Origin of the sequence: Thauera mechernichensis, assembly GCF_029588855.1 — a bacterium.
Classification (GTDB): Bacteria; Pseudomonadota; Gammaproteobacteria; order Burkholderiales; family Rhodocyclaceae; genus Thauera; species Thauera mechernichensis.
In genome coordinates, this window is the sequence record NZ_JARQZE010000001.1 from 558710 (window position 1) to 585317 (window position 26608).

A 26608-nucleotide genomic window follows, 5' to 3' on the forward strand; every position below is an offset into this window, starting at 1 on the left:
CCGATCACGACAACCAGCGCTTGCGGCGCTTGTAGTGCTTGATGTCGCGGAAACTCTTCATCTCGCCGTGCCCGCCCATGCCGAGATAGAACTCGCGCACATCCTGGTCGGCGGCCAGGCGCTCGGCCGGGCCGTCGGTGACGACCTTGCCGTTCTCCATGATGTAGCCGTAGTGCGCCACCGCCAGCGCCACCGAGGCGTTCTGCTCGACCAGCAGCATCGACACCTTCTGCTCGGCATTGATGCGGGCGATGATCTGGAAGATGTTCTCGACCAGCAGCGGCGCCAGGCCCAGCGAGGGCTCGTCGAGCAGGATCAGCCTGGGCCGCGCGATCAGCGCGCGGCCGATCGCCAGCATCTGCTGCTCGCCGCCCGACAGGTAGCCGGCCAGGCCGTTGCGGCGCTCGTACAGGCGCGGAAAGTACTCGTAGACCAGCTCGTAGTCGGCCTTCGCGCCGCTGCGCCCGGTGAGCGCATAGGTGGCGGAGACGAGGTTCTCCTCCACGGTCAGGTCCTCGAACACGCGGCGCCCTTCCATGACGTGGAAGAGCCCCGCGCGCACCAGTTCGTGCGGCTTCGAAGCCGCCAGCGGCTTGCCTTCGAAGCGGATCTCGCCACGCGTCAGCTCACCGTTCTCCAGCCCCAGCAGGCCGGACACGGTCTTGAGCGTAGTGCTCTTGCCCGCGCCGTTGGAGCCGAGCAGCGCGACGATCTGCCCGCGCGGCACCGACAGCGACAGGCCGCGCAGCACCTGGACCGCCTTGTTGTAGATCACCTCGATGTTGTTCACCTCGAGGACGGATTCGGCCGCACTCATCGCTTACTCCAGCACGATCCAGTCGGAGGCCGGCACCATGCGCTTGGCCTGAACGTCGGCACGGTAGATGCGCCCGACCGGAATGGTGTTGCCGCGGATGGAGATCGGCACGCCGATCAGGCCGCCGGTGTCGAAGTTCTCGATCGAGTTCAACGCCGCCTTGAGGTTGGCCGCGCTCATCTCCTGACCGGCGGCCAGCGTGCGGCGAGCGGACTCGGCATACAGCATGGCCGACAGGAAGCCCTGGATGTAGGGCACGTTCTGGTACTCCGTGCGCATCGAGCGGATCTTCTCCAGCATCGGCGCCGGTGCGGAGTCGTCGTAGTAGTAGTTGTACGGCATAACGCCCATGAAGCCCTCGGCGGCTTCGCCCATCTGCATCACGGTGCTGTTGTCCATGGTCCAGAAGGTGCCCATGAACTGGGTCTGCAGACCCAGCTGGCGCGACTGGCTGATGAACTCGGGGATCGGCCCCAGGATGTAGCCATGGAAGATGGTGTAATCGGCGCGCGCGCGACGCAGCTTGGCCATTTCGGTCGACACGTCGACCGCGCCCGGCGGGGTCATGATCTCGATGGCGACGTTGAGCCCCAGTTCCTTGGCCACGCCGCGGCTGCTCTCGATCGGATCGCGGCCGAACTCGGTGTCGGAGTACACGAAAGCCACTTTGGCGCCCGGCTTCTGCTGGGCGATGTAGCGCAGCAGGATGCCGAACTGCTGGGTGTAGTCCGGGCCGGCGATGAACTGATAGGGGAATCTCTGCGGGTCGTTGAGCTCGGTGGCGAAGGATGCCCCCGACATGATCATGCTGCCGGCGCGGTCGAGTTCGGGGTTGATGGTCTTGCTGAAGGCGGTGGAATCGCCGTAGTAGAAGTTCACCTTGTTCTGGCTGGTGATCTTCTTGAACGCGGCCACCGACTGGTCGACCTTGTAGGCGCTGTCCTCGGGCACATAGCGCAGCATGTGGCCCTCGATGCCACCCGCATCGTTGGTCATCTTGACGTAGTCCTGGATGCCGGCATGGATGCCGATGCCGGCGAAGGCGAACACACCGCTCATCGGGATCGAGCCGCCGATGACGATCTCCTTGTCGGCCGCCTGCGCAGCCGGCAGGCCGGCGGTGGCAGCCAGCACGGCAGTGGCCAGCAGGCTCTTGAGTACGGTTCTTCTCATGCTTGTCTCCTTCTCTTTGTATGTGGTGATGCGGTGAGGCGAGGAAAACTCAGGCGCGGAACGGCCAGAGGTGGAAGAAGCGACGGATGCGGCGCCAGATCTCCTGCAGGCCGAGCGGCTCGAACACCAGGAAGCCGACGATCAGCGCACCGAACACGATGGTGCGCACCGGCGACAGGATCAGCGTGGCGTCGGCCGAAAGCGGCAGCCAGCCAACGATGAGCTTGAGCGCCTCGGGCACCATGGTCATGAAGACCGCACCGAGGATGGCGCCGAGGATGGTGCCCATGCCGCCGACGATGACGGCGGCGAGGAAGAAGATCGACATGATCAGCGGGAAGCTCTCCGGCGTGACCACGCGGAAGAAGTAGGCCCACATGCCGCCCGCCACCCCGGCATAAAAGGACGACAGGCCGAAGGACAGCAGTTTGTAGCGCAGCAGCGGGATGCCCAGCACCTCGGCCGAGATGTCGCGGTCGCGGATCGCGATGAAGGCGCGGCCGATACGGGTGCGGAACAGGTTGGCCGCGCCCAGCACCATCAGGGCGGTGATCGGCACGAACAGCCAGTACAGGCGGAACGAAGTGTCGAAGCTGACGCCAAGGATCTCCGCCGGCGCCACCGTGATGCCGGCGTGGCCGCCGGTAACCGAGTGCCAGTTGGCGAACACGAAGTGCAGCACCACCGAGGCGGCGATGGTGGCGATCGCCAGGTACAGGCCCTTCACCCGCAGCGAGGGCAGGCCCACCACCAACCCGCCGAGCATGGCGACGAAGCCGCCGGCGAGCAGGTTGAGCAGCACCGGCGTGCCGAGCTTCTGCTCCAGCGCCGCCACCGTGTAGGCGCCGATGCCCATGAAGGCAGCCTGCCCCAGGCTCACCAGCCCGGTGTAGCCGGTGAGGATGTTGAGCCCGGTGGTGCTGGCGATGTTGATCGCGACCAGGCAGGCGAGGTACAGCCAGTATTCGTCGGCGAAGAAGGGGAAGCCGAGCAGCGCGACGGCGAGGACGGCCAGCCAGGCGTGCTGGGTGCGGCTGTCGAACAGCGACTCGTCGTGACGATAGCTGGAGCGTGCGGTTCCGATGCGCATTACAACCTCTCGATTTCGTGGGTGCCGAACAGGCCGTAGGGACGGACCAGCAGCACGACGATCAGGATCATGAAGGTGGCGAGCAGCTTGTATTCGCCGCCGAGGAAACCACCGGCGAGCGACTCGACGACGCCGATGAGGAGCCCCGCGACCAGCGCGCCGAGCACGCTGTCCAGGCCGCCGACGATCACCACTACCAGCACCGACAGGCCGAACACGCCCATCGTCGAGGAGATGCCGCCCACCGCGCCGACGATGACACCGGCAATGGCCGCGATCATCGCCGCCACCGTCCAGGACAGCGAGAAGACCCTGGGTACGTTGATGCCCATCGAATAGGCAGCCTGCTGGTCCGAGGCCGTCGCCCGCAGCGCCACGCCGCCGCGCCAGAAGCGGAACACCGCCAGAGCAACCGCAATCAGCGCGGCTGCGACGAGGAAGCCATAGAACACCTTGGGCGGCACGAAGGCCTCGCCGATCATCACCGGCGCGCTGGGCATGAATTCGGGCAGGCGGCGCGGCTCGGAGGTCCAGATCAGCTCGACCACGCCGACCAGGATGGAAGCCAGCCCCACGGTGACCATGAACACCGAGATCGGCGACTCGCCGAGCATCGGCCGGATCGCTACGCGTTCGAGCAATGCGCCGGCCATGCCACTACCGATCACCGCGACCAGGATCGCCAGCCACATTGGCAGGTTCATCGCCGTGGCGAGGCCGAAGCACAGGTAGGCGCCGATCATCAGCATCTCACCGATGGCCAGGTTCACCACCCGCGTGGCCTTGTAGATCATCACGAAAGCGAGACCGGTCAGCGCGTACAGGCCACCGGCGCCAAGGCCGGCAAACACGATCTCGGCCAGGAAAAGCCAGTCGAAGTCCATCTCAGGCCCCCACTGCAAGAGGTTGATGAAGGCGCTGGCGCAATTCCGAGACGTCACCCGAGCCCAGGTAGGCCTTGATCACTTCCGGATTGGCCTGCACCTCGGCCGGCGTACCGTCGGCGATGACCTGGCCGAAGTTGAGCACCACCACGTGGTCGGACAGGTCCATGACCATGCCCATGTCGTGCTCCACCATCAGCACCGTCACGCCCCACTCCTCGCGCACGTCGAGGATGAAGCGCGCCATGTCCTCGGTCTCTTCGCGGTTCATGCCCGCGACCGGTTCATCGAGCATCAGCACCTTGGGCCGCATCGCCAGCGCGCGCGCCATCTCGACCCGCTTCTGCAGACCGTAGGACAGCACCGATACCGGCATGTGGCGGATGTGGTCGATCTCGAGGAAGTCGATGATGCGTTCCTCGACCTCCTGGCGCAGCTTCATCTCCTCATGCCGGGCGCGGCCGAAGTAGAACAGCGCATCGAGCACATTGGTGCGCAGGTGGGCGTGGCGGCCGAGCTTGATGTTGTCGAGCACGGTCATGCCGCGGAACAGCGCGATGTTCTGGAAGCTGCGCGCCAGGCCCAGCTTGGCGCGCTCGGGCGGCCGGGTGGCGGTGATGTCCTCGCCCTGGAAGCGGATGCGTCCCGTAGCGGGCTTGTAGAAACCGGAGATCGTGTTGAACAGCGAGGTCTTGCCTGCGCCGTTCGGACCGATGACGGTGGTGATGGACCCTGGAGCAACTTCGAAGCCCACGTCGGTCAGCGCCTTGATGCCGCCGAACGACAATGTGAGCCCCTCGACCTCGAGGATCGGATTGGCCTTGCCTGGATGCACTTGTCTCCTCCTGCCAGGCGCCTCGGCAGAGACGTCCTGTGCGTGCTGTGCTTGATCTGCCCGCTGGCAGCGCCACACACGGCGCAGCTCAGCATTGGCGGGGCATTAATTTTTTTACTGCCTCGATTTGCAGTCCATACTAGGCAGTACGGGCCAGGTTGTGGATGACAGAACCGGCCTATTGATTGACATTTCCTGCCAACCCCGCGACACACCTTTGCCATGAGCGAACGCCTGAGTGCCCCCTCCGTCACGGTCTCGATCCGCATGGTCAGCCAGCTTCTCGACCGGCTCGGTGCACACCACACGCGCGCGCTCGACTGCATCGCCCGCGCAGGCATCGCCCCGCCGCTGCTGGACCAGGAGTCGGCGCGCGTGACCGTCGAGCAGTTCGCGTTGTTCTATCGCACGCTGGCAATCGAGCTCGACGACGAGACACCGGGCATGTTCTCCAGGCCGCTGCGCGCCGGCACGCTCAAGTTCCTGTGCCTCGGCATGCTCGACGCCGCGAACCTGCGTGTTGCGCTACACCGCTTCTGCTGGTTCTTTCGCCTGGTGCTGGACGACCTGCACTTCGAGATGGGGGAAGAGGACGGACTGACCCGCATCGCGCTGGTGGAGCGCACCGACCTCGGTCACCACCGCATCCTGATCCTCGAGTTGATGCTGATGCTGGTGCAGGGCATCGCGTCCTGGATGATCGAGCGCAAGCTGCTGTTCGCGCGTGTGGACCTCGACTACCCCGCCCCGGCGCATGCAGGCGAGTACATCAACATGTATGCCGGCCCGGCGCGCTTCGACCAGGCGCGGACCGCGCTCTTCATCGAACCGGCCTTCATGGACGCGCCGATCCGCCAGGACAAGGCCTCGCTATCGGGTTTCCTGCGCAAGGCGCCAATGGACTGGATCCACGTCTCGGTCAGCGAACGCCTGTTCACCCACCGCGTACGCGACCTGCTGGAGGCCAGCCTCGGCCAGCCCCAGAGTGTGGAGGACGTCGCGCGCGCCCTGCACGTCTCGCCACGCACGCTGGCACGCCGGCTCGACGCCGAGGGCACGCACTTCCAGGCCGTGAAGGACGCCCTGCGCCGCGACGTGGCGATCGCCCGCATCTCACGCACGGATCAAGCCATCGCGAGCATCGGCGCCGAGCTCGGCTTCGATGACCCGGCAGCCTTCAATCGGGCCTTCAAGCAATGGACCGGAACGCCGCCCGGCAGCTACCGGAGGCTTGCCTCGACCAATCGCAGCACGTCGGCACGAAAGTCCGGGCCGAGCCCCACGGGCGGGGCGTCGCGCTAGTCAAACTGACATCGGCGTCGTCTTCGGGCTTGCCAAGTACGGCCGGCGCGGGCGTGCCGACATGCCTTGACCGCTCAAAAGATTCATTTGATACTCTTCTTTTAATTCTCCCCGGAAAGAGACGGCCATGTTTTTCAACCGACAGAAAGAACGGCTACGCGCCAGCGAAGCCGAGAGCCGGCTTCTCAAGCAGGCCAATGAGGCCTTGCAGGAACGCATCCACACGCTCGAGTCGGAGCAGACCGGGCTGCGTGCGCAGGCCGAGGCTCTGCGTCGAGAGCGCGCCGTGCTCGACGGCGTATTCTCCAGCCTGGGTAGCTTCGGCGACTCGCTCGGCGGCGTGCGCGAATCCTTTCTCGGCCTCGCCACCACCCTCAACGACGAGAAGACATCGGCGCTGGAGGCGGCTGCGCAGTCCGACAGCAGCCGCAGCGCCTTCGAACGCATCGCCGACAACCTCCATACCATGTTCGAGCGCATGGGCGAGGCGTCGAGGAACGTCGGCGTCCTCAGCCGCCGTGCCGAGGAGATTGGCGGCATCGTGCGCCTGATCAAGGAGATCGCCGACCAGACCAATCTGCTCGCCCTCAATGCCGCGATCGAGGCCGCGCGCGCGGGCGAGGCGGGACGGGGATTCGCGGTGGTGGCTGACGAGGTGCGCAAACTGGCCGAGCGCACCGCCGGTGCGACCACCGAGATCGCCACCCTCGTGGAGAACATCCAGGACGAGACGCGCGCCGCGCGCGAGGTCATGGAACTCGGCGCCACCGACGCCGGCCGGCATTCGGACGACAGCAAGCAGGCCGTGCACAGCATGAAGCATCTGCTCGAACTGTCGCGCCGCATGGAGCAGGCAGTCACCTCGTCCGCGCTGCTCGCCAACGTGGAACTGGCCAACATCGACGAGCTGACGCTGAAGCTCGAGGTCTACAAGGTCTTCCTCGGCGTGTCGTCCCTGCGCCCCGAGGCCTTGCCGGACGAGAAGCATTGCCGGCTCGGACGGTGGTACTACGACGGCGAAGGCCGCGAGCGCTTTGCCGGACTGGCCGGCTACGCCGAACTCGAGGACCCGCATCGCGCAGTGCATGTGCACGCGCGCCGCGCCGTGGAGCTGCACGCACAGGGCAAGCTCGAAGCGGCGCTGGTCGAGCTGCAGGCGATGGAGAAGGCCAACCTCACCGTGATGCGCGGCCTCGAGCGGATGCTGGACAAGGCCGTGGGCCGCTAGCGGCACGCGGCGCAAAGGGGCTCGGGCGCGCCTGCGGTGTCGAGCCAGGCGCGCTTGTCGGCCACCTTCGCCCAATCGTCGGCATCGGGCAGCGGCGAGTGCGCCTCCACGATGCGCGGCCAGGCCTTCGCCAGCACGGCATTGAGCGCGAGGTACTCGCGCTGGTCAGCGCTCAGCTGGTCCTCGGGCACGATCGCATCGACCGGGCATTCAGCGACGCACAAGGTGCAGTCGATGCATTCCTGGGGATCGATCACCACAAAATTGGGCCCCGCACGGAAGGCGTCGACCGGACACATGCTCACGCAGTCGGTGTACTTGCAGCGAATGCAGGCCTCGGTGACGACGTGGGTCATGGCGGCGTCTCCTCGAGCAAGGTTTCGATGACCGGGAACAGCTCGCGCTCCTCGAAACGGACATGGTCGATCAGTGCCTGTCCGGCCTCGGCCTCGGCCTCGGCCCCGCCGTTCACCGCGGCCTTGAACAGGGACCGCAGGTGCACATGTTCTGCGCGCAGGCGCGTGGCGAGCGCGCCGTGCCCGTGGCGCTCCAGCATCGGCGCCAGTTCGTCCTCCTCCTCGGCGAAGTGGGCGAGGAGCGCGGCATGCTCCGCGCGCAGTTCGGCTGCCGCGCCGCCGGCGAGCAGATGCCTGCCAAGCCGCAGCGCGGCATGGTGTTCGCGCGACAACTGGACGAGATGGGGGTGGCGTTTCATGGAGAGTCCTTCTGGCGATCCCTTTAAGACACATATTAAATGCATCTTTTAAAGAGTCAACAGAAATGAATCTATTGCTGCTACCATGCGCCCGCTGCATCCCGCAGCCCCCCCCTGGTGCTTCCTCGCGATGAACATCACCCAGCACACCGACTACGCGCTTCGCCTTCTCATGTACCTCGGGGCATGCCCGGAGCGGCGCGTCACCATCAAGGAAGTGGCCGAGCGCTTCGACATCTCGCGCAGCCACCTGATGAAGGTGGTCACCGAACTGGTGACCAAGGGCTTTGTCGACGGTGCGCGCGGCAAGGGCGGCGGGCTCAGGCTGGCACGTGCACCAGCGCAGATCGGCCTCGGCGACGTGGTCCGCCAGATGGAGCCCAGCTTCGAACTGGTCGAGTGCTTCGGATCGGGATCGCAATGCCTGCTGGCCCCGGCCTGCCGGCTCAAGGGCGCCCTCGGCGGTGCCCTGCAGGCCTTCTTCTCGACGCTCGACCGCCTTACGCTTGCCGACCTGATCGGTGAGGACGGCGAGTTGCACGCCTCGCTTGGGCTCGCCCCCTCAGCGGCGCCGAGCGGACGGCCGATGATCACGATCAGGCCTGCAGTTCAGGACAGGTAGTCACCGCGACGGCGGCCACCACCTGGCGCGCCAGGCCGGCGAGCGATCGCCGCCACCCCACATGCACAGACTGGTGCCGGATAGCGAGGCCGCTGGCGCCAGTCCGTGCGTGTCATCGAACACCGCCCGTTATCGACCGGGCACCGTGGCCAGCGCTCTCAATGCCTCGACCAGGCGCAGCACGTCGCCGCGAAAGTCCGGATCCGGTCTTACCGGCAGAGCGTTGCGGTAGGCCAATGGGGCCAGTGGTGCAGGCAGTTGTGCGGCGCTCGGCATGCGCACCCCCTGCACCAGCAGTGGCACCACGTTCTGGCCGCGCGCAAGTGCCATCTCCACCTCCAGCCTGACCATGTCCTCGGTGTCGTCGATGCGCGGCCGGCCATCGGCGCCGGCCAGCGTCAGCCAGGCCGGGCCGATGACGACGAGCACGACCTCGGACTGGTCCAGCGCAGTACCGATCACCTCGCGGTAGTCGGCACCCGCTGACTGACGCTCGACGTCCAGGAAGATGCGCTCGGGCACGAAGGCCTGGCACAAATGGTCGTGTATGCGCCCGACGCTCTCGCGGCTGTCGTCCCGGCGATAGGACAGGAAGATGCCAAGCGAGACCCGCGGCTCGTCGGCAATCTCGCCGCTTGGCCAGAATGCCAGGCGGTGACTGACGAAGGCGGCGTAGGCCGCCAGCACCGCCAGACAGGCGACGAAGTAGCCGCCGGCCTCGGGGCGTGCGAGCGCAAGCAGACCGAACAGCACCGCCGCCGCCAGAGCCATGCCGGCCGCGACGAAGCCGACCCGACGGGCACCGGGTCGGCGCAGGATCACCAGCCGGCCAAAGGCGAAGGCCGCCACGGCCACCGCCCCACCGGCGGCGCCAAGCACCCACTGCCCCGCCGCACCGGCGTAGGGCAGCAGGCTCAGGCCGCCAGCCGTAGCCAGCAGACTGACCAGCGCCGTCAGCATCGACACGATGCCCAACCGCCGCAGCAGGAACCGACCGTCGCCACGCGTCACCGTCATGCCTGCGCCCCCTTTGCTACTGCGCCAGCGCCTGCCACAACCCCCCCTTCTCCAGATGCACGCGCCCGGGTACATCGCTCGGCGCCCGCACTTGCCCAGCCTCGCGCTCGTCGCGGCGCGCGAACTCATAGATCAGCGCGCTGGCGTAATGCTCGGCCGAGTAGGCTTGGGCGGCGATCGATGGCGGCAGGCGCAAGCCGCCGCCGCCCACCCACTCACGCGCCACGGCTTCGGACGGCGGCTGCGGCGTGGCGGCGAAGTCCTGGTCGGTGACGACGAAGACGATGACGCGGTAGCGCCCGGGCGGCGCGTTGAACAGCGCCGTTATGCGCTCCAGAAAGCTGCGTCCGGCGCCTGCCGAATCCGCACTCCAGCGCGCTGGCGGTGCGAAGGGGCTGGCATCCGGGTGGATCTTCTCGGCGCGCGAGGCAAGCGCGAATCCACCTGGTACGCGGTAATAGCTGCGTTCGACGTAGCCCGCAAGATCGAAGGCGTCCTCCAGATGCTGCGCCGCGCGACCCAGTGTGGCGGGCTCCTGTGGCGCAAGCCAGGCACGTTCGAGCAGGGCGAAAGCCGAGTAGCGCGGCGGCGGCCAGGGGAAGGCAGGCAAGACCGTCGGCTCAGGCCGGCTGGCGGTGGGCGGCGAGCCGTTGGCCGCGGCCGGTGGCCGGACAACGGCCGGGCGGTCGATCACGCTGGGCGGTTCGGGCTCAGCTACGGGCGGAGGCGGGGGCGGTGGCGCCGGCTCATCGATGGCCGGCGCCTCATCCCGCGGCTCGCTCCCTGCAGGTGCTTCATCAGGCGGCGCGCTGGTTTGCGGCAATTCGCCGGCAGAACAGGCGGCGAGCAGCAAGGCTGCGCACAGCATACAGATCACCTGCGTCCAGGCCCGCCAAAGGAGTGCCACTGCCGGGCGAGCCTGTCGGCCGTCCGGACGCTTGCCGGGCACTATGGACAACGGCTCCTTCGCTTGCCATGTCGACATGGATCAATCCTCTCGTGGCTCCTGTTTCAATCTAGGCCAGGATGCCGCCCCGCGCGAGGCCATCGCCCCCGAAGCCGGCAGTTGCTGCAGCCGGGCACGGTTCGCCGTACACTTGCGAACCCAAGCCCATGCCGAGCCGCGCGCCTGCCCCATGACATCAGAACACCCCGAAATCCGCCCCGGGCAGTCGATCGAGCTGCTCAAGCAGCTCCACATCCTGACCCGCGACGGCAAGCTCAACCAGGACAGCCGGCGCAAGCTCAAGCAGGTCTACCACCTCTACCAGTTCATCGAGCCACTGCTGGCCGAGGCACTCGCTGCGCGCGCTGACATCCAGCTCGTCGACCACGGTGCAGGCAAGTCCTACCTCGGCTTCATCCTGTACGACCTGTTCTTCCGCCACCAGGCGCCTGCAGGCCGCATCCATGGCATCGAAACGCGCGAGGAACTGGTGATGAGCTCGCGCCGGCTCGCCGACAAGCTCGGCTTCTCCGCCGGCATGCGCTTCCAGCACCTGAGCGTGGCCGACTCGATCAGCTCCGAGCGACTGCCCGCGCACATCGATGTGGTGACCGCTCTGCACGCCTGCAACACCGCGACCGACGACGCCATCCACTTCGCACTCGCCCGCCAGGCCCGCTTCATCGTGCTGGTGCCCTGCTGCCAGGCCGAAGTCGCCGCCGCCCTGCGCCGCAACAAGCAACAGGCATTGGCGCAACCGATCGCCGAGCTGTGGCGCCACCCGATCCACACCCGCGAATTCGGCAGCCATGTCACCAACGTGCTGCGCTGCCTGCAGCTGGAGTCGCATGGCTACCAGGTGAGCGTGACCGAACTCGTCGGCTGGGAACACTCGATGAAGAACGAGCTGATCATCGCCAGCCAGAAGGGCGCACCGCGCCGCCAGGCCGCCGAGCGGCTGCGGGTGCTGCTCGAAACGCTTGGCCTGCAAGAGCTCGCGCCACGATTCTTCACTGGCGCCTAAACCCCGCCCCTCCTCTCCGCCCGACCCGCCATGTTCCGCTCCCTGCGCTCGCCCGACGTCCTGATCACCACGCTGGCCGCGGCCGGTATCCTCATGATCACCATGGGCACGCGCCAGTCGCTCGGCCTGTTCGTGAGCCCGATCAACAGCGCCACCGGCCTGGGGATCGCAGCCATCAGCCTGGCGATGGCCATCGGCCAGCTCACCTGGGGCGCCATCCAGCCCCTGGCGGGGGCAGTGGCCGACCGCCATGGGCCGCGCCCGGTGCTGCTCGCCGCAATCGTGCTGCTTGCCTTGGGCACGGCGGCGATTCCCATGGTGGACTCGGCCTTCGGCCTCACCATCGCGATGGGTCTGGTGATGCAACTCGGCGCGGGTGCGGCGAGCTTTTCGGTGCTGATCGGCGCCGCAGCCCAGCGCCTGCCGGCCGAGGCGCGCGGCTCGGCCTCCGGGGTCATCAACGCAGGCGGCTCCTTCGGCCAGTTCGTGTTCGCACCGCTGCTGCAAAAGCTGATCCAGACCTTCGGCTGGATCAACGCACTGTGGGCAATGGCGCTCATGAGCCTGGCCGCGCTGCCGCTGGTCGGCAAGCTCACCCGCGCGGCGCCGCGCGCGGAACAGCACGCCGACGACCAGGGTATCGGGCGTGCGATCGGAGACGCGATGCGCGACCGCAGCTACCTGCTGCTGCACCTGGGCTTCTTCACCTGCGGCTTCCACATCGCCTTCCTCGTTACCCACCTGCCGGGCGAGGTGGACCTGTGCGGCCTGCCGCCTGCGGTAGCGAGCTGGTCTCTGGCCATCATCGGCCTGGCCAACATCTTCGGCAGCCTCTACGCCGGCGCCTGCGTATCGCGCTACCGCAGCAAGTACGTGCTGGCGGCCATGTACGGCTCGCGCGTGCTGCTGATCGCGTGGTACCTGGCGATGCCGTCCGCGCCCTGGGTGTTCTACGTATTCGCCGCCGGCCTCGGCTTCACCTGGCTGGCCACTGTGCCACCCACGGCCACGCTGGTGGGCAAGCTGTTCGGCGTGCGCTACCTCGGCACCCTGTTCGGCCTCACCCTGCTGTCGCACCAGGTGGGTGCCTTCTTCGGCGCCTGGCTGGGCGGGCTGGCCCTGGTGGAGTTCGGCGACTACCGCTGGATGTGGTACGCCGACATGGCGCTCGCCGCGCTCGCCGCGGTCATCAACCTGCCGATCCGCGAAGCCCGTATCGCGCAGCCGGCGGCGGGTGCTGCGGGCTGACGCGGCGGCCCGGCTACGACGGCCGAACAGGAGCGTTCGATATGCCCCAAGCAGCGCAGATCAGGATCCCCGCCACCTACATGCGCGGCGGCACCAGCAAGGGCGTGTTCTTCCGCCTGCAGGACCTGCCCGAGCGCTGTAAGGAGCCAGGCGAGGCGCGCGACCGCCTGTTCCTGCGCATCATCGGCAGCCCCGACCCCTATGCCGCTCACATCGACGGCATGGGGGGCGCCACCTCCAGCACCAGCAAGTGCGTGATCCTGGCGAAGAGCAGCCGCCCCGACCACGACGTGGATTACCTCTACGGCCAGGTCGCGATCGACAAGGCGCTCGTGGACTGGTCGGGCAACTGCGGCAACCTGTCCACCGCCGCCGGCGCCTTCGCCCTCCACGCCGGCCTGGTCGACCCGGCACGCGTGCCGCGGAACGGCGTGTGCGCGGTACGCATCTGGCAGGCCAACATTGGCAAGACCATCATCGCCCATGTCCCGGTCACCGACGGTCAGGTGCAGGAGACCGGTGACTTCGAACTGGACGGCGTGACCTTCCCGGCAGCCGAGATCGTGCTGGAGTTCCTTGACCCGTCCGAGGACGGCGCTGGCGAGAACGGGGGCGGGTCGATGTTCCCCACCGGCAATCTGGTCGACGAGCTCGAGGTGCCCGACGTCGGCAGCCTGAAGGCGACGCTGATCAGCGCCGGCATCCCCACGGTGTTCGTCAACGCCGAGGATATCGGCTACCGGGGCACCGAGCTGCGCGAAGACATCAACGGCAATCCGGAAGCGCTCGCACGCCTCGAGAAGATCCGGGTGGCCGGCGCGCTGCGCATGGGCCTGATCAAGACCCCTGAAGAGGCCGCCACCCGCCAGCACACGCCAAAGATCGCGTTTGTTGCCCCACCCAGGGACTACCTCGCCGCCAGCGGCAAGGCGATACGGGCCGGGGACGTCGACCTGCTCGTACGCGCGCTGTCGATGGGCAAGCTGCACCACGCCATGATGGGTACCGCCGCAGTGGCCATCGGCACCGCTGCGGCCGTTCCCGGTACGCTGGTCAATCTCGCCGCCGGTGGCGGTGAGCGCGATTCGGTCCGCTTCGGCCACCCCTCAGGCACCCTGCGCGTAGGCGCCCAGGCGCGGCTGGTCGATGGCGAGTGGCAGGTCTCCAGGGCCGTCATGAGCCGCACGGCCCGCGTGCTGATGGAAGGCGCGGTGCGCGTGCCCGGCGACGCTTTCTGACGCGACAAACAACATTTAGTAGAGCAGAACGTAACGAGCACTATATACAGGCCGGCAACTTGACACCCCCCGGGCATCCAATTAGAGTCCTCGACGCTTATGGTTCCCCCGCAAGGGGGATTAAAAGGGAATCCGGTGCCGCGCCCCGCGCGCTCAACCCGGAGCTGCCCCCGCAACTGTAATCGGCGAGTCCTGCGCCCTCTCTGCCACTGGAATCTTTCCGGGAAGGCTGGCGCAAGGCGATGACCCGTGAGCCAGGAGACCTGCCATGCACATCACCTTCAACAGTTTGGGGCGGGGTGTCCCTGACAAGAGGCATGGCTCACACCATTTCACTTGCTCGTTTTCCTGACGGCTCGAGTGCAGCGCACGGCGCGTCCGTGCGCATGGCGCCGCACGCCTGTCCGTCGGAGATCCGCCCTGCCCGCACCGGATCTCCGCCATGCCTGCTCCTGCCCGCTCCGCCCAGCAGCTGAAGCCACTCGCCGCCGACCTGCCGGCCACGGCCTTGCGCCCGATGCACCGCTTCGCCGTGCCCGACGCACCACGCATCCTCGCGCACTTGCTCGGCCTCGACGCGGAAGACCGCATGCTGCGCTTCAGCCACGGCATCCGCGACGAGGGTATCGCGGCCTATGTCAGCACACTCGACTTCGCCGGCGACCATATCCATGGCCTGTGCACCGCACAAGGTGCCGTCATCGCCCTCGCACATGCCGGCGTGCGTGACGGAGCCCTCGACTTCGGTCTCAGCGTCAGCCCTGACTACCGCATGCGAGGCCTCGGGCGCGCGCTGTTCGGCCATGTGATTGCGCTGGCCCGCACCCTGCCGGCATCTCGGATCATCTGTCACAGCATCAGCCCGGCCGTTCTGCATATGGCTGCGGCCACCGGCTTCCGCAGGCCCGGCGGCATCCTCGATGCGCCCCTGACGCTGGACCTGCCTGCCAACGGCCGGCCTCTGGCCGCAGTTGCGGCCCAGCCGCAACGCCGCACCGCAGCGTGAGGCGGCAAGTACCGGCCACTCACCCGCAAGCCTCGCCTTTCAGCCACCGGCTGCCATTCGCACTTACTCACAAGAGGACCCCACTGTGGACCGACTTCCCTCCGTGGCACTGATGGACTCAGTGCAGCTCAACGCCTTCCAGGTCATCCGCCGCAACGGCACCGTCGTCGCCTTCGACCCCAACAAGATCACCGTCGCCATGACCAAGGCTTTCCTCGCCGTCGAGGGCCGCCAGGGCGCCGCCTCCTCGCGCGTACGCGACATCGTTGCGCGCCTCACCGACACGGTCGTGGGCGCGCTGACACGCCGCCTGCCCGACGGCGGCATGCTGCACATCGAAGACATCCAGGACCAGGTCGAACTGGCCCTGATGCGCTCGGGCGAGCACGACGTCGCCCGCGCCTATGTGCTCTACCGCGAGCGTCGTGCCGCCGAGCGCGCCGCCGAGCAAGGCGCGCACGCGCAAACCCACGGTGCACTCGCCGTGCTGCACGTCGTCGACGGCGAAGCGCGCCGCCCACTCGACCGCGGCGCCCTGCTCGCCGCTTGCCGCGAAGCCTGCGCGGGGCTGGACGGCGTGTCCGCCGACACCGTGCTCGAGCACGCCTTGCACAACCTCTACGACGGCGTACCGATCGCAGCCGTGCGCCAGGCGCTGGTGCTGGCGGCACGCACACTGACCGAACGCGAGCCGGATTACGGCCGCGTCGCCGCCCGCCTTCTGCTGGCGACCATCCGCGTGGAGGTGCTCGGGCATGAGGCCTCCCAGGCCGACATGGCCGATCCCGAACTCGGCTATGCCGCCTGCCTGCCGACCCTCATTCGCCGCGGCATCGATGCCGAACTGCTCGACCCGCGCCTGGCCGACTTCGACCTTGCGCGCCTCGCAGCTGCGCTGCGCCCCGAGCGCGACCTGCAGTTCGACTACCTTGGCCTGCAGACGCTGTACGACCGCTACTTCCTGCACGTCAGCGAGCGCCGTATCGAACTGCCGCAGACCTTCTTCATGCGCGTGGCGATGGGTCTCGCGATCAACGAGATCGACCGCGAGGCGCAGGCCATTGCGTTCTATGAGCTGCTGTCGAGCTTCGATTTCATGAGCAGCACGCCGACGCTGTTCAACAGCGGCACCCGGCATTCGCAACTGTCATCGTGCTACCTGACGACGGTGGCCGACAGCCTGGAAGACATCTACCAGTCGATCAAGGAGAACGCCCTGCTGCAGAAGTTCGCAGGTGGCCTGGGCAACGACTGGACGGCCGTGCGTGCGCTCGGCAGCCGCATCAAGGGCACCAACGGCCAGAGCCAGGGCGTGATTCCCTTTCTGAAGGTGGTCAACGACACCGCAGTGGCGGTCAACCAGGGCGGCAAGCGCAAGGGCGCGGTGTGCGCTTACCTCGAGACCTGGCACCTCGACATCGAGGAGTTTCTCGAACTGCGAAAGAACACCGGCGACGAGCGCCGCCGCACGCACGACATGAACACCGCGAACTGGATTCCCGACCTGTTCATGAAGCGCGTGCTGGAAAACGCAGAATGGACGCTGTTCTCGCCTGTCGACGTGCCCGACCTGCACGAGCGCTACGGCCAGGACTTCGAGGCGGCCTACTGCGCCTACGAGGCCAGTGCCGAGCGCGGCGAGATCCGCCTCTTCAAGCGCCTGCCCGCCATCCAGCTGTGGCGCAAGATGCTGACCATGCTGTTCGAGACCGGCCATCCGTGGATCACCTTCAAGGACGCCTGCAACCTGCGCTCGCCGCAGCAGCACGCGGGCGTGGTGCATGGCTCGAACCTGTGCACCGAGATCACGCTCAACACCTCGGCTGACGAGACCGCAGTATGCAATCTGGGCTCAGTTAACCTGCCTGCCCATCTTGTGCGCGACGGTGACGGACGCTGGACGCTGGACCACGACAAACTGCAGCGCACCATACGCGTCACCATGCGCCTGCTCGACAACGTCATCGACCTCAACTACTACGCCACGCCCAAGGCGCGCGCTGCCAACCTGCGCCACCGCCCCGTCGGCCTGGGCATCATGGGCTTCGCCGACGCCCTGCACACGATGGGCCTGGCCTACGCATCGGACGCCGCGGTCGAGTTCGCCGACCGCTCGATGGAAGCCGTCTGCCACGCCGCCTACTGGGCCTCGACGGAACTGGCCGAGGCGCGCGGACCGTACTCCAGCTTCCGCGGTAGCCTGTGGGATCGCGGCATCCTGCCGCAGGACAGCCTCGCGCTGCTGGCCGAGGGTCGCGGACGCAACAGCGCGAGCGCCGCCGAAGGCGGTGCCCTGCTCGAAGTAGACCGCAGCGGCACGCTCGACTGGGGCCCCCTGCGCGACCGGATCGCCCGTTACGGCATGCGCAACTCGAACTGCGTCGCCATCGCGCCGACCGCGACCATCTCCAACATCATCGGCGTCTCGGCCAGCATCGAGCCCCCGTATCAGAACCTCTACGTCAAATCCAACCTGTCCGGCGAGTTCACCGTGGTGAACAAGGCACTGGTGCGCGACCTCAAGGCACTCGGCTTGTGGGACGAGGTCATGGTGACCGATCTCAAGTACTTCGACGGCTCGCTCGCCCCCATCGACCGCATTCCGGACACCCTCAAGGCGCGCTACGCCACCGCCTTCGAAATGGACCCCGCCTGGCTTATCGAAGCCGCTGCCCGCCGTCAGAAATGGATCGACCAGGCGCAATCGCTCAACCTGTACCTCGCACACCCCTCCGGCAGGAAGCTCGACGAGTTGTACAAGCTCGCCTGGAAACGCGGCCTGAAAACCACCTACTACCTGCGCACACTCGGTGCCAGCCAGGCCGAGAAGGCCGGAGGTCGGGACGAGCCCGCAGCCGAGCAGGAGCCGAGGTTCTGCAGCATCGACAACCCGGAGTGCGAGGCCTGCCAGTGAGTCGCCGGCTGCCGGCCGAACGGACGCCCGCATCGTCATGCCCTGGCGCCCCCCAGCGCGGGAATGCCATCGCCCATTGAAACCTCACCATCGCCCCGCAAAGGCTCGATACATGAACACCACATATCATTTCGACGACTGGGATACACCCGCCCCCCGCACCGCGCAGGACACCGCCGCGCGCACCACCTCGGCGGTGCCAAGCCCCTGCGATGCCGCCGCCGGTACGCCACCCGGCCTCGCCCTGGCACCGGTCAATGCCGCCGACAAGCGCATCGTCAACGGCAAGGCCGACATCAACCAGCTGGCGCCGTTCAAGTATCCCTGGGCCTGGGAGTTCTTCCTCAAGGCAAACCGCAACCACTGGACGCCGCTGGAAATCTCCATGGCGCAGGACGTGCACGACTACCATCACAAGCTCAGCGCGGCCGAGCGGCATGTTTTCGAGAACGTGCTCGCCTACCTCACCACCTCCGACATCCTGGCCATGCGCAACATCGGCCTGGCAGTCATGGAGAAGATGAGTGCGCCCGAACTGCAGATCTACCAGGCGCGCCAAGTGTATGAAGAAGCGCTGCACACCTGGACCTACCAGCACTGCATCGAAAGCATTGGCCTCGACCAGCAGGAGATCTACAACCGCTATCGCGTCGTGCCCGAGATCCACGGCAAGATCGCGCTCGCAAACAGGCGCCTGGAGCGCGTGATGCGGGCCGACTTCGATCTGACGGACCGCGCCAACCTGCACGAATTCGCGCTGTCCTACTTCTTCTTTGCGGTGATCTTCGAGGGCTGCTGGTTCTACAACGGCTTCACGCCGGTCTTCGCCTTGCAGCGGCGCGGGCTGATGAAGGGCGCCGCCGAACAGTTGCAGTACATCATGCGCGACGAGGTACTGCACTGCGCCTTCGGTATCCGAGTCGTCCGCGAGTTGTTGAAGGAAGAAACGCTCACCCTCGACCCCCAGGCGTTGCGCACGCTCTGGGACGAGGCCGAGGCCGCCGAACACGCCTACGCCAGCTTCATCCTGCGCGACCCGATCCTGGGCTACAACGCAGAACTGCATGTCCGCCAGTTCCGCTTCATCGCAAACCGGCGCGCCCGCCAGGTCGGCGTGGAGGAGCCCTTCCCCGGTGCGGAGAACGCGCTACCTTGGCTGGACGAACAGGCCAACCTGCGCAAGGAGAAGAACTTCTTCGAGACACGGGTCACTGAGTATCAGACCGGCGGCGCGCTCGCCTGGGACTGAGCCTGGCGCAGCGGGCATGCGTGAGCCTTGCTCAGTCGAGGCTCGACCCGGCAGCCTTGCTGCCGATGCTGACGCTGATCTTGCCGAGACCGTAATACCCCGATGGAGACAAGGTGGCGCGCGTCAACGCAGCCGCTGTGCCAGTTCGTCGAGCGGGACCGGCTTGCCGAACAGATAGCCCTGGAAGAACCTGCAGCCTTGCTGGCCAAGCAGTTGCTGCTGTTCGCGCGTCTCCACGCCTTCGGCGATCACCTCGAGCCCGAGCGCGTGGCTCATTGCGATGATCGCCTGCACGATGACGGCATCGTCGGCGTCATCGATGATGTCGCGTACAAAGGCCTGGTCGATCTTCAACTGATCGAGCGGGAGGCGCTTGAGATACTGCAGCGAGGAGTAGCCGGTGCCGAAGTCATCCATCGAGAAGCGCACACCGAACGCACGCAGCGCCTTCATCTTGACGATGGTCGACTCGATATCCTCGAGCACGGTGCTTTCGGTCAGCTCCAGCTTGAGCCTGCGCGGCGGGGCACCAGTACGCTCGAGGACGCCGCCGACCTGCTGCACGAAGTCATCCTGGCGGAACTGCCGGGCGCTCACGTTGACCGCGATGCTCAGCTGCGCCGTCCGCGCATCGCCAGCCCAGGCAAGCAGTTGCGCGCAGGCGGTCTCGAGCACCCAATGGCCGATCGGAAGGATCAGCCCGGACTCCTCCGCGAGGCCGATGAAGGCCGCGGGCGGCACCAGGCCGCGCACCGGATGGCGCCACCGCAGCAAGGCCTCGACGCCCTGCAGCCGGTCGTTCTCGTCAACCTGTACCTGGTAGAACAGCTCAAGCTGGTCACGCTCGATCGCGAGCCGAAGCTCGGACTCGAGCGCGATGCGCTCCTCGAGTCGCGCCTGGATGACCGGATCGAAGAAGCGCAGGTTGCCCCGGCCTTCGCTCTTGGCCTGGTACATGGCGTTCTCGGCATGCCTGAGGGGGTCATCCAGATTGGCGAGTGGCGTGCCGAAAAGGCTCGCACCCAGACTGGCGGTCGCATACAAGGACTCGCCATCGATCTGGAATGCCCCCGCGAACGCCGCCAGGACCCGCTCTGCGCAGGCTTCGACCTCGCCCACCGCGCTGCCAGCGTCCGCACCGATCGGCCCCAGCAGAATGGCGAACTCATCCCCCCCCAGATGCGCGAGGGTATTCCCTTCGCCAACGACCGACTCGAGACGGGCGGCCACTTCGACCAGCAACCTGTCACCGACACCATGTCCGTAGGCGTCGTTGACGCGCTTGAAGTCGTCCAGGTCGAGAACGATGACGCCCGCGTGGCCAAGGTGCTGCTCGCAAGCACGCAACACGCTGCGCATGCGTTCGCTCAACAGCCGCCGATTGGGCAGACGCGTCAGCGGGTCGTAGAAGGCGAGCTGAAAGGCCTGCGCCTCGGCACTGCGCTGGCGTTCGATGGCATTGCGAAAATTGAGCAAGGTACCCGCGATGCGGGCGAATTCGCCTCGCCCGCCCTCGTACATTGCCTCGATGCGTGGCAGCGGGATCTTTGCTTCGGCACTGCGTGCAAGTGTGCTCAAGGCATCGGCGATATCCACCATGTGCGAGCCGGCACGGCGACCAAGCAGGCTCGCGGTCACGAACAGGCCGATCAGGATGATCAAGCCGGTCAACAGAACACCGCGGAAAGCGTCGTCGAAGCGTGCTACCTGGGCGGCATTGCGGTCGCGCGCCCGCTCGGCGAGCAGGGACACGATCCTGCTCGAGAAGATCGAGAACTCGCGGTGCTCGACCTGCGCCTGGTCGAGAAAGTCTGCGGCCACCCGTGGATCGACGGCAATCACGTCCGTGGTCATGACGATGAATCGCCTGTACTCGCCGAACGAGTGGATGAGCTGCCGCGCGCTGTTGTGGTTGGCGTCGATGACCAGCTCGGACTCGGCCAGGCGCCGAACACGCTCACCCAGCGCCGCCAGCTCTTCGACGATCCGGGTGTGCATGCGGTAGAGCTGCAGCTCGTCGAGTTGCCCGGACTTCGCGCCATCGAGCGCAACCGCCATCTGGCGCTGGATAAGGCCCATGTCGCGCGAGAAGCTCGCAGCCTCCTCGATCACGACCAGATCTTCGTCCTGGGCCGCCGAGGACAAGTCAAACTGCTCGCGCACACTGGAGAGCGCGCCGTAGTTCACCATCAGCGCCACCAGCACGACGATTCCAAGGGGCAAAAGCAGCAGTAGCAGCACGCTGCGGCCGGCTTTCATGACCGCCTCCGGTGCAAGCAGGGCATGCCCACGGACGATCGACCAATGCGGACACCGCCATGCCACCTCATCGTCACGGCTCCAGCCCAAGCGCCTGCAGCAGGCCCACCCAGTGCCCAGGCTCGATGCTTGCCACGTACTCGAAAGCACCTCCGTCGGCAGCGCCCAGTGGCCTGAAGATCACCATGGTCGCCTCGCGCGGCAGGTAATCCATGATCTCGGCGATATTGGGTCCATGTGCGACCACGACACGGTTGTCGCCGCTCACATCGACCGGCGTAGACAGCCACTCCCGCGTCCGCGCGACGGCAGGCGCCTTCTCCGCCTCGGACATGGTCGCGGTATACATCAGACGCGGGTCTACCTCGACGGCTGCCTGGAAAACCCGACGGGCACTCTCCCTGGCGCGGCAGAACGGGCTGCTGATCACCTTCGAGTACGGCACTCCGAGCCGCGCGAAGTTGGTGCCGATACGGTCCAGAGCGGCACGCCCGGCGTCGGAGAGCGGTCGCTGGCTGGCGCAATCGTCTATCTGCACCGGAATGCGGTCGGGGAAGCGGGCATCGGTCGCGCCATGGCGCATGTAGATCACGAACCCACCGCCGCGCAGGGCCTCGATATGGGCGGGAGACGCCGGTACGACCTCGAAGGACGAGCGTGCAGGAGGCGCGTCGGCGGCGACGGCCGGCAAACCGAGCGCCGCCAGGCACCCGAATACAAGCACAAAGTAGGAACGGACGAACGACATGTCGGCATGCATATTGGGTCATGGATCGGCTGCAGGCCGCATCCGGCGCAGAGCCACTCGTTTGCCCGCAGGCCTGCCGATTATGCCGCCTCAAGATGGGTTGCAGGCAAAAAATAGTCACAAGCAGCTCATGGTTTTTGGGCTGCATCACGGTGCGAGGTCGCACACCGCCTCACGCAGGCGGATCCAGACTAGCGGCCGAGGGCTTTTCGGCGCAGCGACGCGGCGGCCGCCATGAGTGCAAGCACCACGATCATCACCGCCGGATAGACCTGGTCGAGCACGAGCGCGAGGCCGAAGGCCAGCACATGAGCGCTCGCGCCGAATATGGCGGCCTGCAGCACTGCGGCGCGCAAACCTCTGGCACTTGCCCACCCCGACCAGGCCGGGATGAGCACGAGCGCCAAGGTGACGAAGATGCCGCTGGCCAGGGCGCCGGTGGCGAGGATCGCTACCACGGCGAGCTCGCGCGCGAGCGCATGCGCACGTCCGGGAGCGCCGGGCAGCCAGGGCAGCAGCTGATGAGCCAGCAAGGCCTTGGACACGCCGCCGAGCACGGCGGCACCAAGCGCACCGACGACACCATGGGCGACGACGTCCCGCCATTGCACGAGCAGCAACTGCCCCTCGACCGCGGAGGCCGACAACAGCCGTGCCTGGGCGTGGTTGTCAGCGAGCAGCAGACAAGCACTCCATGCCAGCAGCAGGACGAGGAGATGACGCGAACTCGCCACGGCCGCGACTGGCTTGATGAGCCACAGCCCCACAACGGCCACCAGCATCGCCAGCCCCCAGGCACCGATGAGTAGCGGCCAGCCGGCGATGGCGGCGAGCATTGCGCCGAGCACTGCGACCTGGGCGTGGCTGAACGCCGACAGCGCCTCGTCGCGCAGGCGCAGGATTACGCCGAGCGCCGCGAGCACGGCAGACATGAACAGGCCGAGCACGAAGCCGGGCGCAAAGAGCAGTAGCTGTTCAAGCATCGATGATGGCCTGGAGGCGGACGTGATGTGCGGACTCGACGGTCTCGGCGTCGTGCGTGACGACCACGATCGCAGGGCCGCCGGCACGCGCCGAGGCGGTCGTCAGCCAAGCCACGAAGACATGGCGGCTCGCTGCATCGAGATACTGGGTCGGCTCATCGAGGAGCAGCAGGTCACAGGGCGTGGCGAGTGCCATTGCGAGCAGCAGACGCTGGCGCTGGCCGCCGCTGAGCCGGTCAACACGCTGGCCACGGTCGTCCGGCACCCACGCGTGCGCGAGTCCGGGCATGCCCGCCAGGGCAAGCAGGTCGGCAACGCTGAACGGCCCTGCCGGCAGCTGCGCAGCGTGCTGGCTGAAATGGCAGACGCGCAGGGCGTGCGCTCGCTGCACCGTGCCGGCGAAGGGCGCCTGCTCCCCGGCCAAGGTGCGCATCAGGCTGCTCTTGCCAACCCCGTTGTCCCCGCTCACGAGGGTGACGGAACCCGCCTGCAGCGCGAGGTCGAGCGGCGCGAACAGGGGCGCAGCGAGCCCCGCCTGCAGGCCGCGCGCCTGGAGCAGCGCCGCCGCACTCATTGCGCGAGGCTGTCCACCCAGTGCTCGATGAGAGCGAAGTAGCTCTCGGCGTCGGCCGTCGCAGGCTCGAGTGCAAGCGCATGCAGCGGCCAACCGAGTTCATCGGCAACCCGTCGTGCCGGCGCCTGCGGCTGGTAGTTGGCGAGCACGATCGTGCCGGCCTGGCCGCGTTGCTGCTCGATCAAACGCGCCAGATGCGCGGGTCCGGGCGGCACACCGGGCTTCTCCTCGACGAAGCCGACCAGCTCGACCGGCAGCCATTCGGCGAAATAGTCGAACTCCTCGTGATGCGCGACCAGGCGCAACGGCGCACCGAACCGCGCCCGCAGCGCGGGCAGGCGGCTGCGCAACGCATCCTCGAAAGCGGCCGCAGCGGCCTCGAAAGCGGGCGCAGACTCGGGCGCCAGCGCCGCGAGGCGGTCGGCGAAGGCATGAGCAACAGTGATCATGCGCGGCGGCGACAGGTTCAGGTGCGGGTTGCCCTCGCCATGCACATGGCCGCCCAGCGCCGGGTCGAAGCGGGTCGGGCGCAGGTGAAGCGGCTCGGCGGCAGCGAAATACCCGGGCTGCCCCTTGCGCAAGCGGGGGTTGGCCGCTGCGTCGAGCGCTGCCGGCAACCAGCCCTCCTCGAGCTGGGCGCCGACCGCCAGCACGAGGTCGGCCCGCCGCAAGTGCGCGATCATGCTCGGACGCGCATTGAGCGTGTGCGCATCGCGGTCGGGCGCGACCAGCACCTGCACATCGACACGATCGCCGCCGACCGTGCGCGCGATGACGCCCATCGACGGCGTGGTGGCGACCACGAGCAGGCGTGGCGCCTCAGCCAGCGCGGCCGAAGGCGCCAGCGCGATACCGAAGGCCACGGCCACGGCAGCGAGGAAGGCTTTCATCAGGACGCCTCGCCAGCTCAGAAGCGGTGCGCCGGATGGCTACCGAACAACGCGTTGAGCTGGAGCATGAACATCCAGCTGCCGTCCTGCGCCACCGCCGCCTCGCTGCCGTGGGCACGCTGACCGGCGAAGTCCTCGCGGGTGAGCTGAGCACGCACGAAAACCGTTTCGCGCGCGCGCCAGGTGACTTGTGCGCTGTAACGGTAGGAGCTGTCCTCTTCGCCGAGTGCGCGCGGATGGAACTTGACGACCTTGTTGTTCAGGCCAAGCGCTTCGGCGCGCACGCCCGCCTCCCAGCGCGGCGCAAAGCCATACACAGCCTCGATGTAGGCGCCGTCCTGCTTCTCGGTGTAGTTCAGCCAGCGCGCACGGTTGCCGCCGCCGGCACCGACATCGCGCTCGACGTAGTAGTACTCGCCGCCGATACGCCAGTTGCCTTCGCCATGCGAGCGGCCGGCGTCGTAGCGGTACATCAGGTCGGCGCCGGCGAACCAGGCATCGCCGTCGATGTAGTGGGTGTGGTCGCCGTGGGCATCGACGCGCACGTTCTGGCGTGACGTACCGCCAGACACCCCCGCCTGCAGCGCATGGCGGTCGCCAAGATCTGGACCGAACTTGGCGAATGCGGTCAGCAGCCGCGGGCCGCTCTTGCGCGCGGACAGGGCGCCGTCGTCGTAGCGGTCCAGGCCTTCACCGTTGCCCTGCAGCACTTCGACCCCGAGCATCGCGAAGCTGCGCGTGGGCAGCGTGTAGCTGAGCTGTACACCGCGCTCGAGCAGCCCGTGGTCACCGAACAGGTACTGGTTGACCAAAGGACGCTCGACGAAGGACCAGTCGTGCGGATGGCGGCTGTTGACGTAGCCGATGTCGGACAGGAACTTGCCTGCCTTGACGCGCAGGCCGGCCGGCAGTGCGCGGGTGACGAGATAGGCCTCCTCGACCTTCACATCCTCGTCGTCGAAGCCGATGGTGAGCACGCCGTCGAACAGGTCGGTGCGCGCACGCAGACCGATCTCGGAATGTCCGGCGTTGAAGCCGTTCTCGAGTGCGTGCGAATGGCCGTGGTGGTGGCCATGGTCCTCGTCGCCGTGGGCATGGCCGAACCCTGCCGGCGCACCCTCCTTGCCGGAGTAACGGCGGGCGAAGATCCCGTCGAGCGTGAGCGATGCGTCGAGCTCAACCTCGCCGAGCTTGAGCGAGGACTGTGCCTGCACAGGCAAGGGTGCGGCGGCGAAAAGCGCCAGGGCAAGGGGTGCCAGCGCAGCAGGACGAAGGATGTTGTGCATGTTCAACCTCGGATGGAAGTCAGGGCCGTGAGCCGATGAGGCCGCGATGGTAGGGGCCCGCCTTCGTTTTTGCAAGTCTGTTGCAATAAACTGATAGCATCAATGGCGTGCCACCCGGGCGACACCATCGGGATGCACAAGCATGGCAACACCCTGCAGGCTGCACGAGCGCGCAGGTTTGACAGCCCGTCGACCGGCACGCTAACCTGCGCGCCGTTCATGGTTGTCTGCCCTAACCAGCAGACATGAAAAGGGAATCCGGTGCCGCGCCCCGCGCGCTCAACCCGGAGCTGCCCCCGCAACTGTAATCGGCGAGTCCTGCGCCCTCTCTGCCACTGGAATCTTTCCGGGAAGGCTGGCGCAAGGCGATGACCCGTGAGCCAGGAGACCTGCCATGCACATCACCTTCAACAGTTTGGGGCGGGGTGTCCCTGACAAGAGGCATGGCTCACACCATTTCACTTGCTCGTTTTCCTGACGGCTCGAGTGCAGCGCACGGCGCGTCCGTGCGCATGGCGCCGCACGCCTGTCCGTCGGAGATCCGCCCTGCCCGCACCGGA

General features: G+C 67.0%; 24 protein-coding genes and 2 riboswitches. Of the genes, 9 read left to right on the top strand and 15 right to left on the bottom strand.

From position 1 onward, the window contains the following. Positions 1 to 4: 4 nt before the first annotated feature. Genes P7F68_RS02635 through P7F68_RS02655 form a run of 5 tightly spaced genes read right to left on the bottom strand, consistent with a single transcriptional unit; the run spans position 5 to position 4799 of the window. Positions 5 to 817 (bottom strand): ABC transporter ATP-binding protein, encoded by an 813-nt coding sequence (locus P7F68_RS02635; protein WP_002925937.1) that lies wholly within the window; start codon positions 815 to 817, stop codon positions 5 to 7. A 3-nt stretch (positions 818 to 820) separates the two neighbouring features. Next, the gene (locus P7F68_RS02640; protein ID WP_277830443.1) at positions 821 to 1990 is read right to left on the bottom strand and encodes an ABC transporter substrate-binding protein; all 1170 of its coding nucleotides are present in this window, start codon (positions 1988 to 1990) and stop codon (positions 821 to 823) included. Between the two features lie 49 nt (positions 1991 to 2039). After that, positions 2040 to 3080, bottom strand: a complete 1041-nt coding sequence (locus P7F68_RS02645) for a branched-chain amino acid ABC transporter permease (RefSeq protein ID WP_002925934.1) — start codon at positions 3078 to 3080, stop codon at positions 2040 to 2042. After that, positions 3080 to 3964: a branched-chain amino acid ABC transporter permease gene (locus P7F68_RS02650; RefSeq protein WP_277830446.1), complete on the bottom strand. Its 885-nt coding sequence runs from the start codon at positions 3962 to 3964 to the stop codon at positions 3080 to 3082. Before P7F68_RS02650 ends, P7F68_RS02645 begins: the two co-directional genes overlap by 1 nt. A 1-nt stretch (position 3965) precedes the next feature. Beyond that, a complete protein-coding gene (locus tag P7F68_RS02655) occupies positions 3966 to 4799 on the bottom strand; it encodes an ABC transporter ATP-binding protein (protein WP_002925932.1) in 834 nt (277 codons plus the stop codon). Between the two features lie 222 nt (positions 4800 to 5021). On the opposite strand from P7F68_RS02655, the gene P7F68_RS02660 reads away from it, so the two are divergent. After that, complete coding sequence (locus P7F68_RS02660) at positions 5022 to 6101, top strand: AraC family transcriptional regulator (RefSeq protein WP_002936441.1); 1080 nt, start codon at positions 5022 to 5024, stop codon at positions 6099 to 6101. A 127-nt stretch (positions 6102 to 6228) separates the two neighbouring features. Further along, positions 6229 to 7329 (top strand): methyl-accepting chemotaxis protein, encoded by a 1101-nt coding sequence (locus tag P7F68_RS02665; RefSeq protein WP_277830450.1) that lies wholly within the window; start codon positions 6229 to 6231, stop codon positions 7327 to 7329. Here P7F68_RS02665 and fdxA read toward each other — a convergent pair. Both fdxA and P7F68_RS02675 read right to left on the bottom strand, forming a co-directional pair. Beyond that, a complete protein-coding gene (gene fdxA, locus P7F68_RS02670) occupies positions 7326 to 7685 on the bottom strand; it encodes a ferredoxin FdxA (RefSeq protein ID WP_277830452.1) in 360 nt (119 codons plus the stop codon). The genes P7F68_RS02665 and fdxA overlap by 4 nt on opposite strands. Further along, entirely contained in the window at positions 7682 to 8044 is a 363-nt protein-coding gene (locus tag P7F68_RS02675) for a hemerythrin domain-containing protein (RefSeq protein WP_277830454.1), read from the bottom strand. The genes fdxA and P7F68_RS02675 overlap by 4 nt, the downstream gene beginning before the upstream one ends. 130 nt (positions 8045 to 8174) lie before the next feature. Between P7F68_RS02675 and P7F68_RS02680 the strand changes: the two genes are divergently transcribed. Beyond that, positions 8175 to 8666, top strand: coding sequence for an RrF2 family transcriptional regulator (locus P7F68_RS02680; protein ID WP_277830456.1), 492 nt, complete (start codon positions 8175 to 8177; stop codon positions 8664 to 8666). Between the two features lie 129 nt (positions 8667 to 8795). On the opposite strand, the gene P7F68_RS02685 is transcribed toward P7F68_RS02680, so the two are convergent. Next, on the bottom strand, positions 8796 to 9683 hold the full coding sequence (locus tag P7F68_RS02685; protein ID WP_277830458.1) for a toll/interleukin-1 receptor domain-containing protein: 888 nt from the start codon (positions 9681 to 9683) through the stop codon (positions 8796 to 8798). A gap of 16 nt (positions 9684 to 9699) precedes the next feature. Further along, positions 9700 to 10377 (bottom strand): hypothetical protein, encoded by a 678-nt coding sequence (locus P7F68_RS02690; RefSeq protein WP_232431483.1) that lies wholly within the window; start codon positions 10375 to 10377, stop codon positions 9700 to 9702. Between the two features lie 442 nt (positions 10378 to 10819). Between P7F68_RS02690 and P7F68_RS02695 the strand changes: the two genes are divergently transcribed. The 6 genes from P7F68_RS02695 (at position 10820) to P7F68_RS02720 (ending at position 19308) form a co-directional block, all read left to right on the top strand. Next, positions 10820 to 11653, top strand: a complete 834-nt coding sequence (locus P7F68_RS02695) for a class I SAM-dependent methyltransferase (RefSeq protein WP_002936428.1) — start codon at positions 10820 to 10822, stop codon at positions 11651 to 11653. A 30-nt stretch (positions 11654 to 11683) separates the two neighbouring features. After that, positions 11684 to 12901, top strand: a complete 1218-nt coding sequence (locus P7F68_RS02700) for an MFS transporter (RefSeq protein WP_277830464.1) — start codon at positions 11684 to 11686, stop codon at positions 12899 to 12901. 41 nt (positions 12902 to 12942) lie between these two features. Beyond that, on the top strand, positions 12943 to 14139 hold the full coding sequence (gene prpF, locus P7F68_RS02705; RefSeq protein ID WP_277830467.1) for a 2-methylaconitate cis-trans isomerase PrpF: 1197 nt from the start codon (positions 12943 to 12945) through the stop codon (positions 14137 to 14139). Positions 14140 to 14222: 83 nt separating this feature from the next. Continuing rightward, positions 14223 to 14424: riboswitch (cobalamin riboswitch) on the top strand. Positions 14425 to 14581: 157 nt separating this feature from the next. After that, positions 14582 to 15145, top strand: coding sequence for a GNAT family N-acetyltransferase (locus P7F68_RS02710; RefSeq protein ID WP_277830468.1), 564 nt, complete (start codon positions 14582 to 14584; stop codon positions 15143 to 15145). 112 nt (positions 15146 to 15257) lie between these two features. Then, entirely contained in the window at positions 15258 to 18059 is a 2802-nt protein-coding gene (locus P7F68_RS02715; RefSeq protein ID WP_277830470.1) for a ribonucleoside-diphosphate reductase subunit alpha, read from the top strand. A gap of 112 nt (positions 18060 to 18171) precedes the next feature. Then, the gene (locus P7F68_RS02720; RefSeq protein WP_002936415.1) at positions 18172 to 19308 is read left to right on the top strand and encodes a ribonucleotide-diphosphate reductase subunit beta; all 1137 of its coding nucleotides are present in this window, start codon (positions 18172 to 18174) and stop codon (positions 19306 to 19308) included. A 123-nt stretch (positions 19309 to 19431) separates the two neighbouring features. On the opposite strand, the gene P7F68_RS02725 is transcribed toward P7F68_RS02720, so the two are convergent. The 6 genes from P7F68_RS02725 to P7F68_RS02750 all read right to left on the bottom strand — a co-directional run bounded on the left by P7F68_RS02725 (position 19432) and on the right by P7F68_RS02750 (position 26048). Continuing rightward, complete coding sequence (locus tag P7F68_RS02725) at positions 19432 to 21567, bottom strand: putative bifunctional diguanylate cyclase/phosphodiesterase (RefSeq protein WP_277830476.1); 2136 nt, start codon at positions 21565 to 21567, stop codon at positions 19432 to 19434. 73 nt (positions 21568 to 21640) lie between these two features. Continuing rightward, entirely contained in the window at positions 21641 to 22315 is a 675-nt protein-coding gene (locus P7F68_RS02730) for a histidine phosphatase family protein (protein ID WP_277830478.1), read from the bottom strand. Positions 22316 to 22506: 191 nt separating this feature from the next. Continuing rightward, the gene (locus P7F68_RS02735) at positions 22507 to 23298 is read right to left on the bottom strand and encodes an ABC transporter permease family protein (RefSeq protein ID WP_277830480.1); all 792 of its coding nucleotides are present in this window, start codon (positions 23296 to 23298) and stop codon (positions 22507 to 22509) included. Further along, positions 23291 to 23872, bottom strand: coding sequence for an ABC transporter ATP-binding protein (locus P7F68_RS02740; RefSeq protein WP_277830482.1), 582 nt, complete (start codon positions 23870 to 23872; stop codon positions 23291 to 23293). Before P7F68_RS02740 ends, P7F68_RS02735 begins: the two co-directional genes overlap by 8 nt. Beyond that, a complete protein-coding gene (locus P7F68_RS02745) occupies positions 23869 to 24762 on the bottom strand; it encodes a metal ABC transporter substrate-binding protein (RefSeq protein WP_002936402.1) in 894 nt (297 codons plus the stop codon). The genes P7F68_RS02740 and P7F68_RS02745 overlap by 4 nt, the downstream gene beginning before the upstream one ends. Positions 24763 to 24779: 17 nt before the next feature. After that, positions 24780 to 26048, bottom strand: coding sequence for a TonB-dependent receptor (locus P7F68_RS02750; protein WP_277830485.1), 1269 nt, complete (start codon positions 26046 to 26048; stop codon positions 24780 to 24782). Between the two features lie 203 nt (positions 26049 to 26251). After that, a riboswitch (cobalamin riboswitch) is annotated at positions 26252 to 26459 on the top strand. The last annotated feature ends 149 nt before the right edge of the window (positions 26460 to 26608 follow it).

Bases quoted from the DNA above. Each gene is read 5' to 3' on its own strand.
- P7F68_RS02635 (WP_002925937.1), bottom strand. From the start codon at position 817: ATGAGTGCGGCCGAATCCGTCCTCGAGGTGAACAACATCGAGGTGATC.
- P7F68_RS02640 (WP_277830443.1), bottom strand. From the start codon at position 1,990: ATGAGAAGAACCGTACTCAAGAGCCTGCTGGCCACTGCCGTGCTGGCT.
- P7F68_RS02645 (WP_002925934.1), bottom strand. From the start codon at position 3,080: ATGCGCATCGGAACCGCACGCTCCAGCTATCGTCACGACGAGTCGCTG.
- P7F68_RS02650 (WP_277830446.1), bottom strand. From the start codon at position 3,964: ATGGACTTCGACTGGCTTTTCCTGGCCGAGATCGTGTTTGCCGGCCTT.
- P7F68_RS02660 (WP_002936441.1), top strand. From the start codon at position 5,022: ATGAGCGAACGCCTGAGTGCCCCCTCCGTCACGGTCTCGATCCGCATG.
- P7F68_RS02665 (WP_277830450.1), top strand. From the start codon at position 6,229: ATGTTTTTCAACCGACAGAAAGAACGGCTACGCGCCAGCGAAGCCGAG.
- fdxA (WP_277830452.1), bottom strand. From the start codon at position 7,685: ATGACCCACGTCGTCACCGAGGCCTGCATTCGCTGCAAGTACACCGAC.
- P7F68_RS02675 (WP_277830454.1), bottom strand. From the start codon at position 8,044: ATGAAACGCCACCCCCATCTCGTCCAGTTGTCGCGCGAACACCATGCC.
- P7F68_RS02680 (WP_277830456.1), top strand. From the start codon at position 8,175: ATGAACATCACCCAGCACACCGACTACGCGCTTCGCCTTCTCATGTAC.
- P7F68_RS02685 (WP_277830458.1), bottom strand. From the start codon at position 9,683: ATGACGGTGACGCGTGGCGACGGTCGGTTCCTGCTGCGGCGGTTGGGC.
- P7F68_RS02695 (WP_002936428.1), top strand. From the start codon at position 10,820: ATGACATCAGAACACCCCGAAATCCGCCCCGGGCAGTCGATCGAGCTG.
- P7F68_RS02700 (WP_277830464.1), top strand. From the start codon at position 11,684: ATGTTCCGCTCCCTGCGCTCGCCCGACGTCCTGATCACCACGCTGGCC.
- prpF (WP_277830467.1), top strand. From the start codon at position 12,943: ATGCCCCAAGCAGCGCAGATCAGGATCCCCGCCACCTACATGCGCGGC.
- P7F68_RS02710 (WP_277830468.1), top strand. From the start codon at position 14,582: ATGCCTGCTCCTGCCCGCTCCGCCCAGCAGCTGAAGCCACTCGCCGCC.
- P7F68_RS02715 (WP_277830470.1), top strand. From the start codon at position 15,258: ATGGACTCAGTGCAGCTCAACGCCTTCCAGGTCATCCGCCGCAACGGC.
- P7F68_RS02720 (WP_002936415.1), top strand. From the start codon at position 18,172: ATGAACACCACATATCATTTCGACGACTGGGATACACCCGCCCCCCGC.
- P7F68_RS02725 (WP_277830476.1), bottom strand. From the start codon at position 21,567: ATGAAAGCCGGCCGCAGCGTGCTGCTACTGCTGCTTTTGCCCCTTGGA.
- P7F68_RS02730 (WP_277830478.1), bottom strand. From the start codon at position 22,315: ATGTCGTTCGTCCGTTCCTACTTTGTGCTTGTATTCGGGTGCCTGGCG.
- P7F68_RS02735 (WP_277830480.1), bottom strand. From the start codon at position 23,298: ATGCTTGAACAGCTACTGCTCTTTGCGCCCGGCTTCGTGCTCGGCCTG.
- P7F68_RS02740 (WP_277830482.1), bottom strand. From the start codon at position 23,872: ATGAGTGCGGCGGCGCTGCTCCAGGCGCGCGGCCTGCAGGCGGGGCTC.
- P7F68_RS02745 (WP_002936402.1), bottom strand. From the start codon at position 24,762: ATGAAAGCCTTCCTCGCTGCCGTGGCCGTGGCCTTCGGTATCGCGCTG.
- P7F68_RS02750 (WP_277830485.1), bottom strand. From the start codon at position 26,048: ATGCACAACATCCTTCGTCCTGCTGCGCTGGCACCCCTTGCCCTGGCG.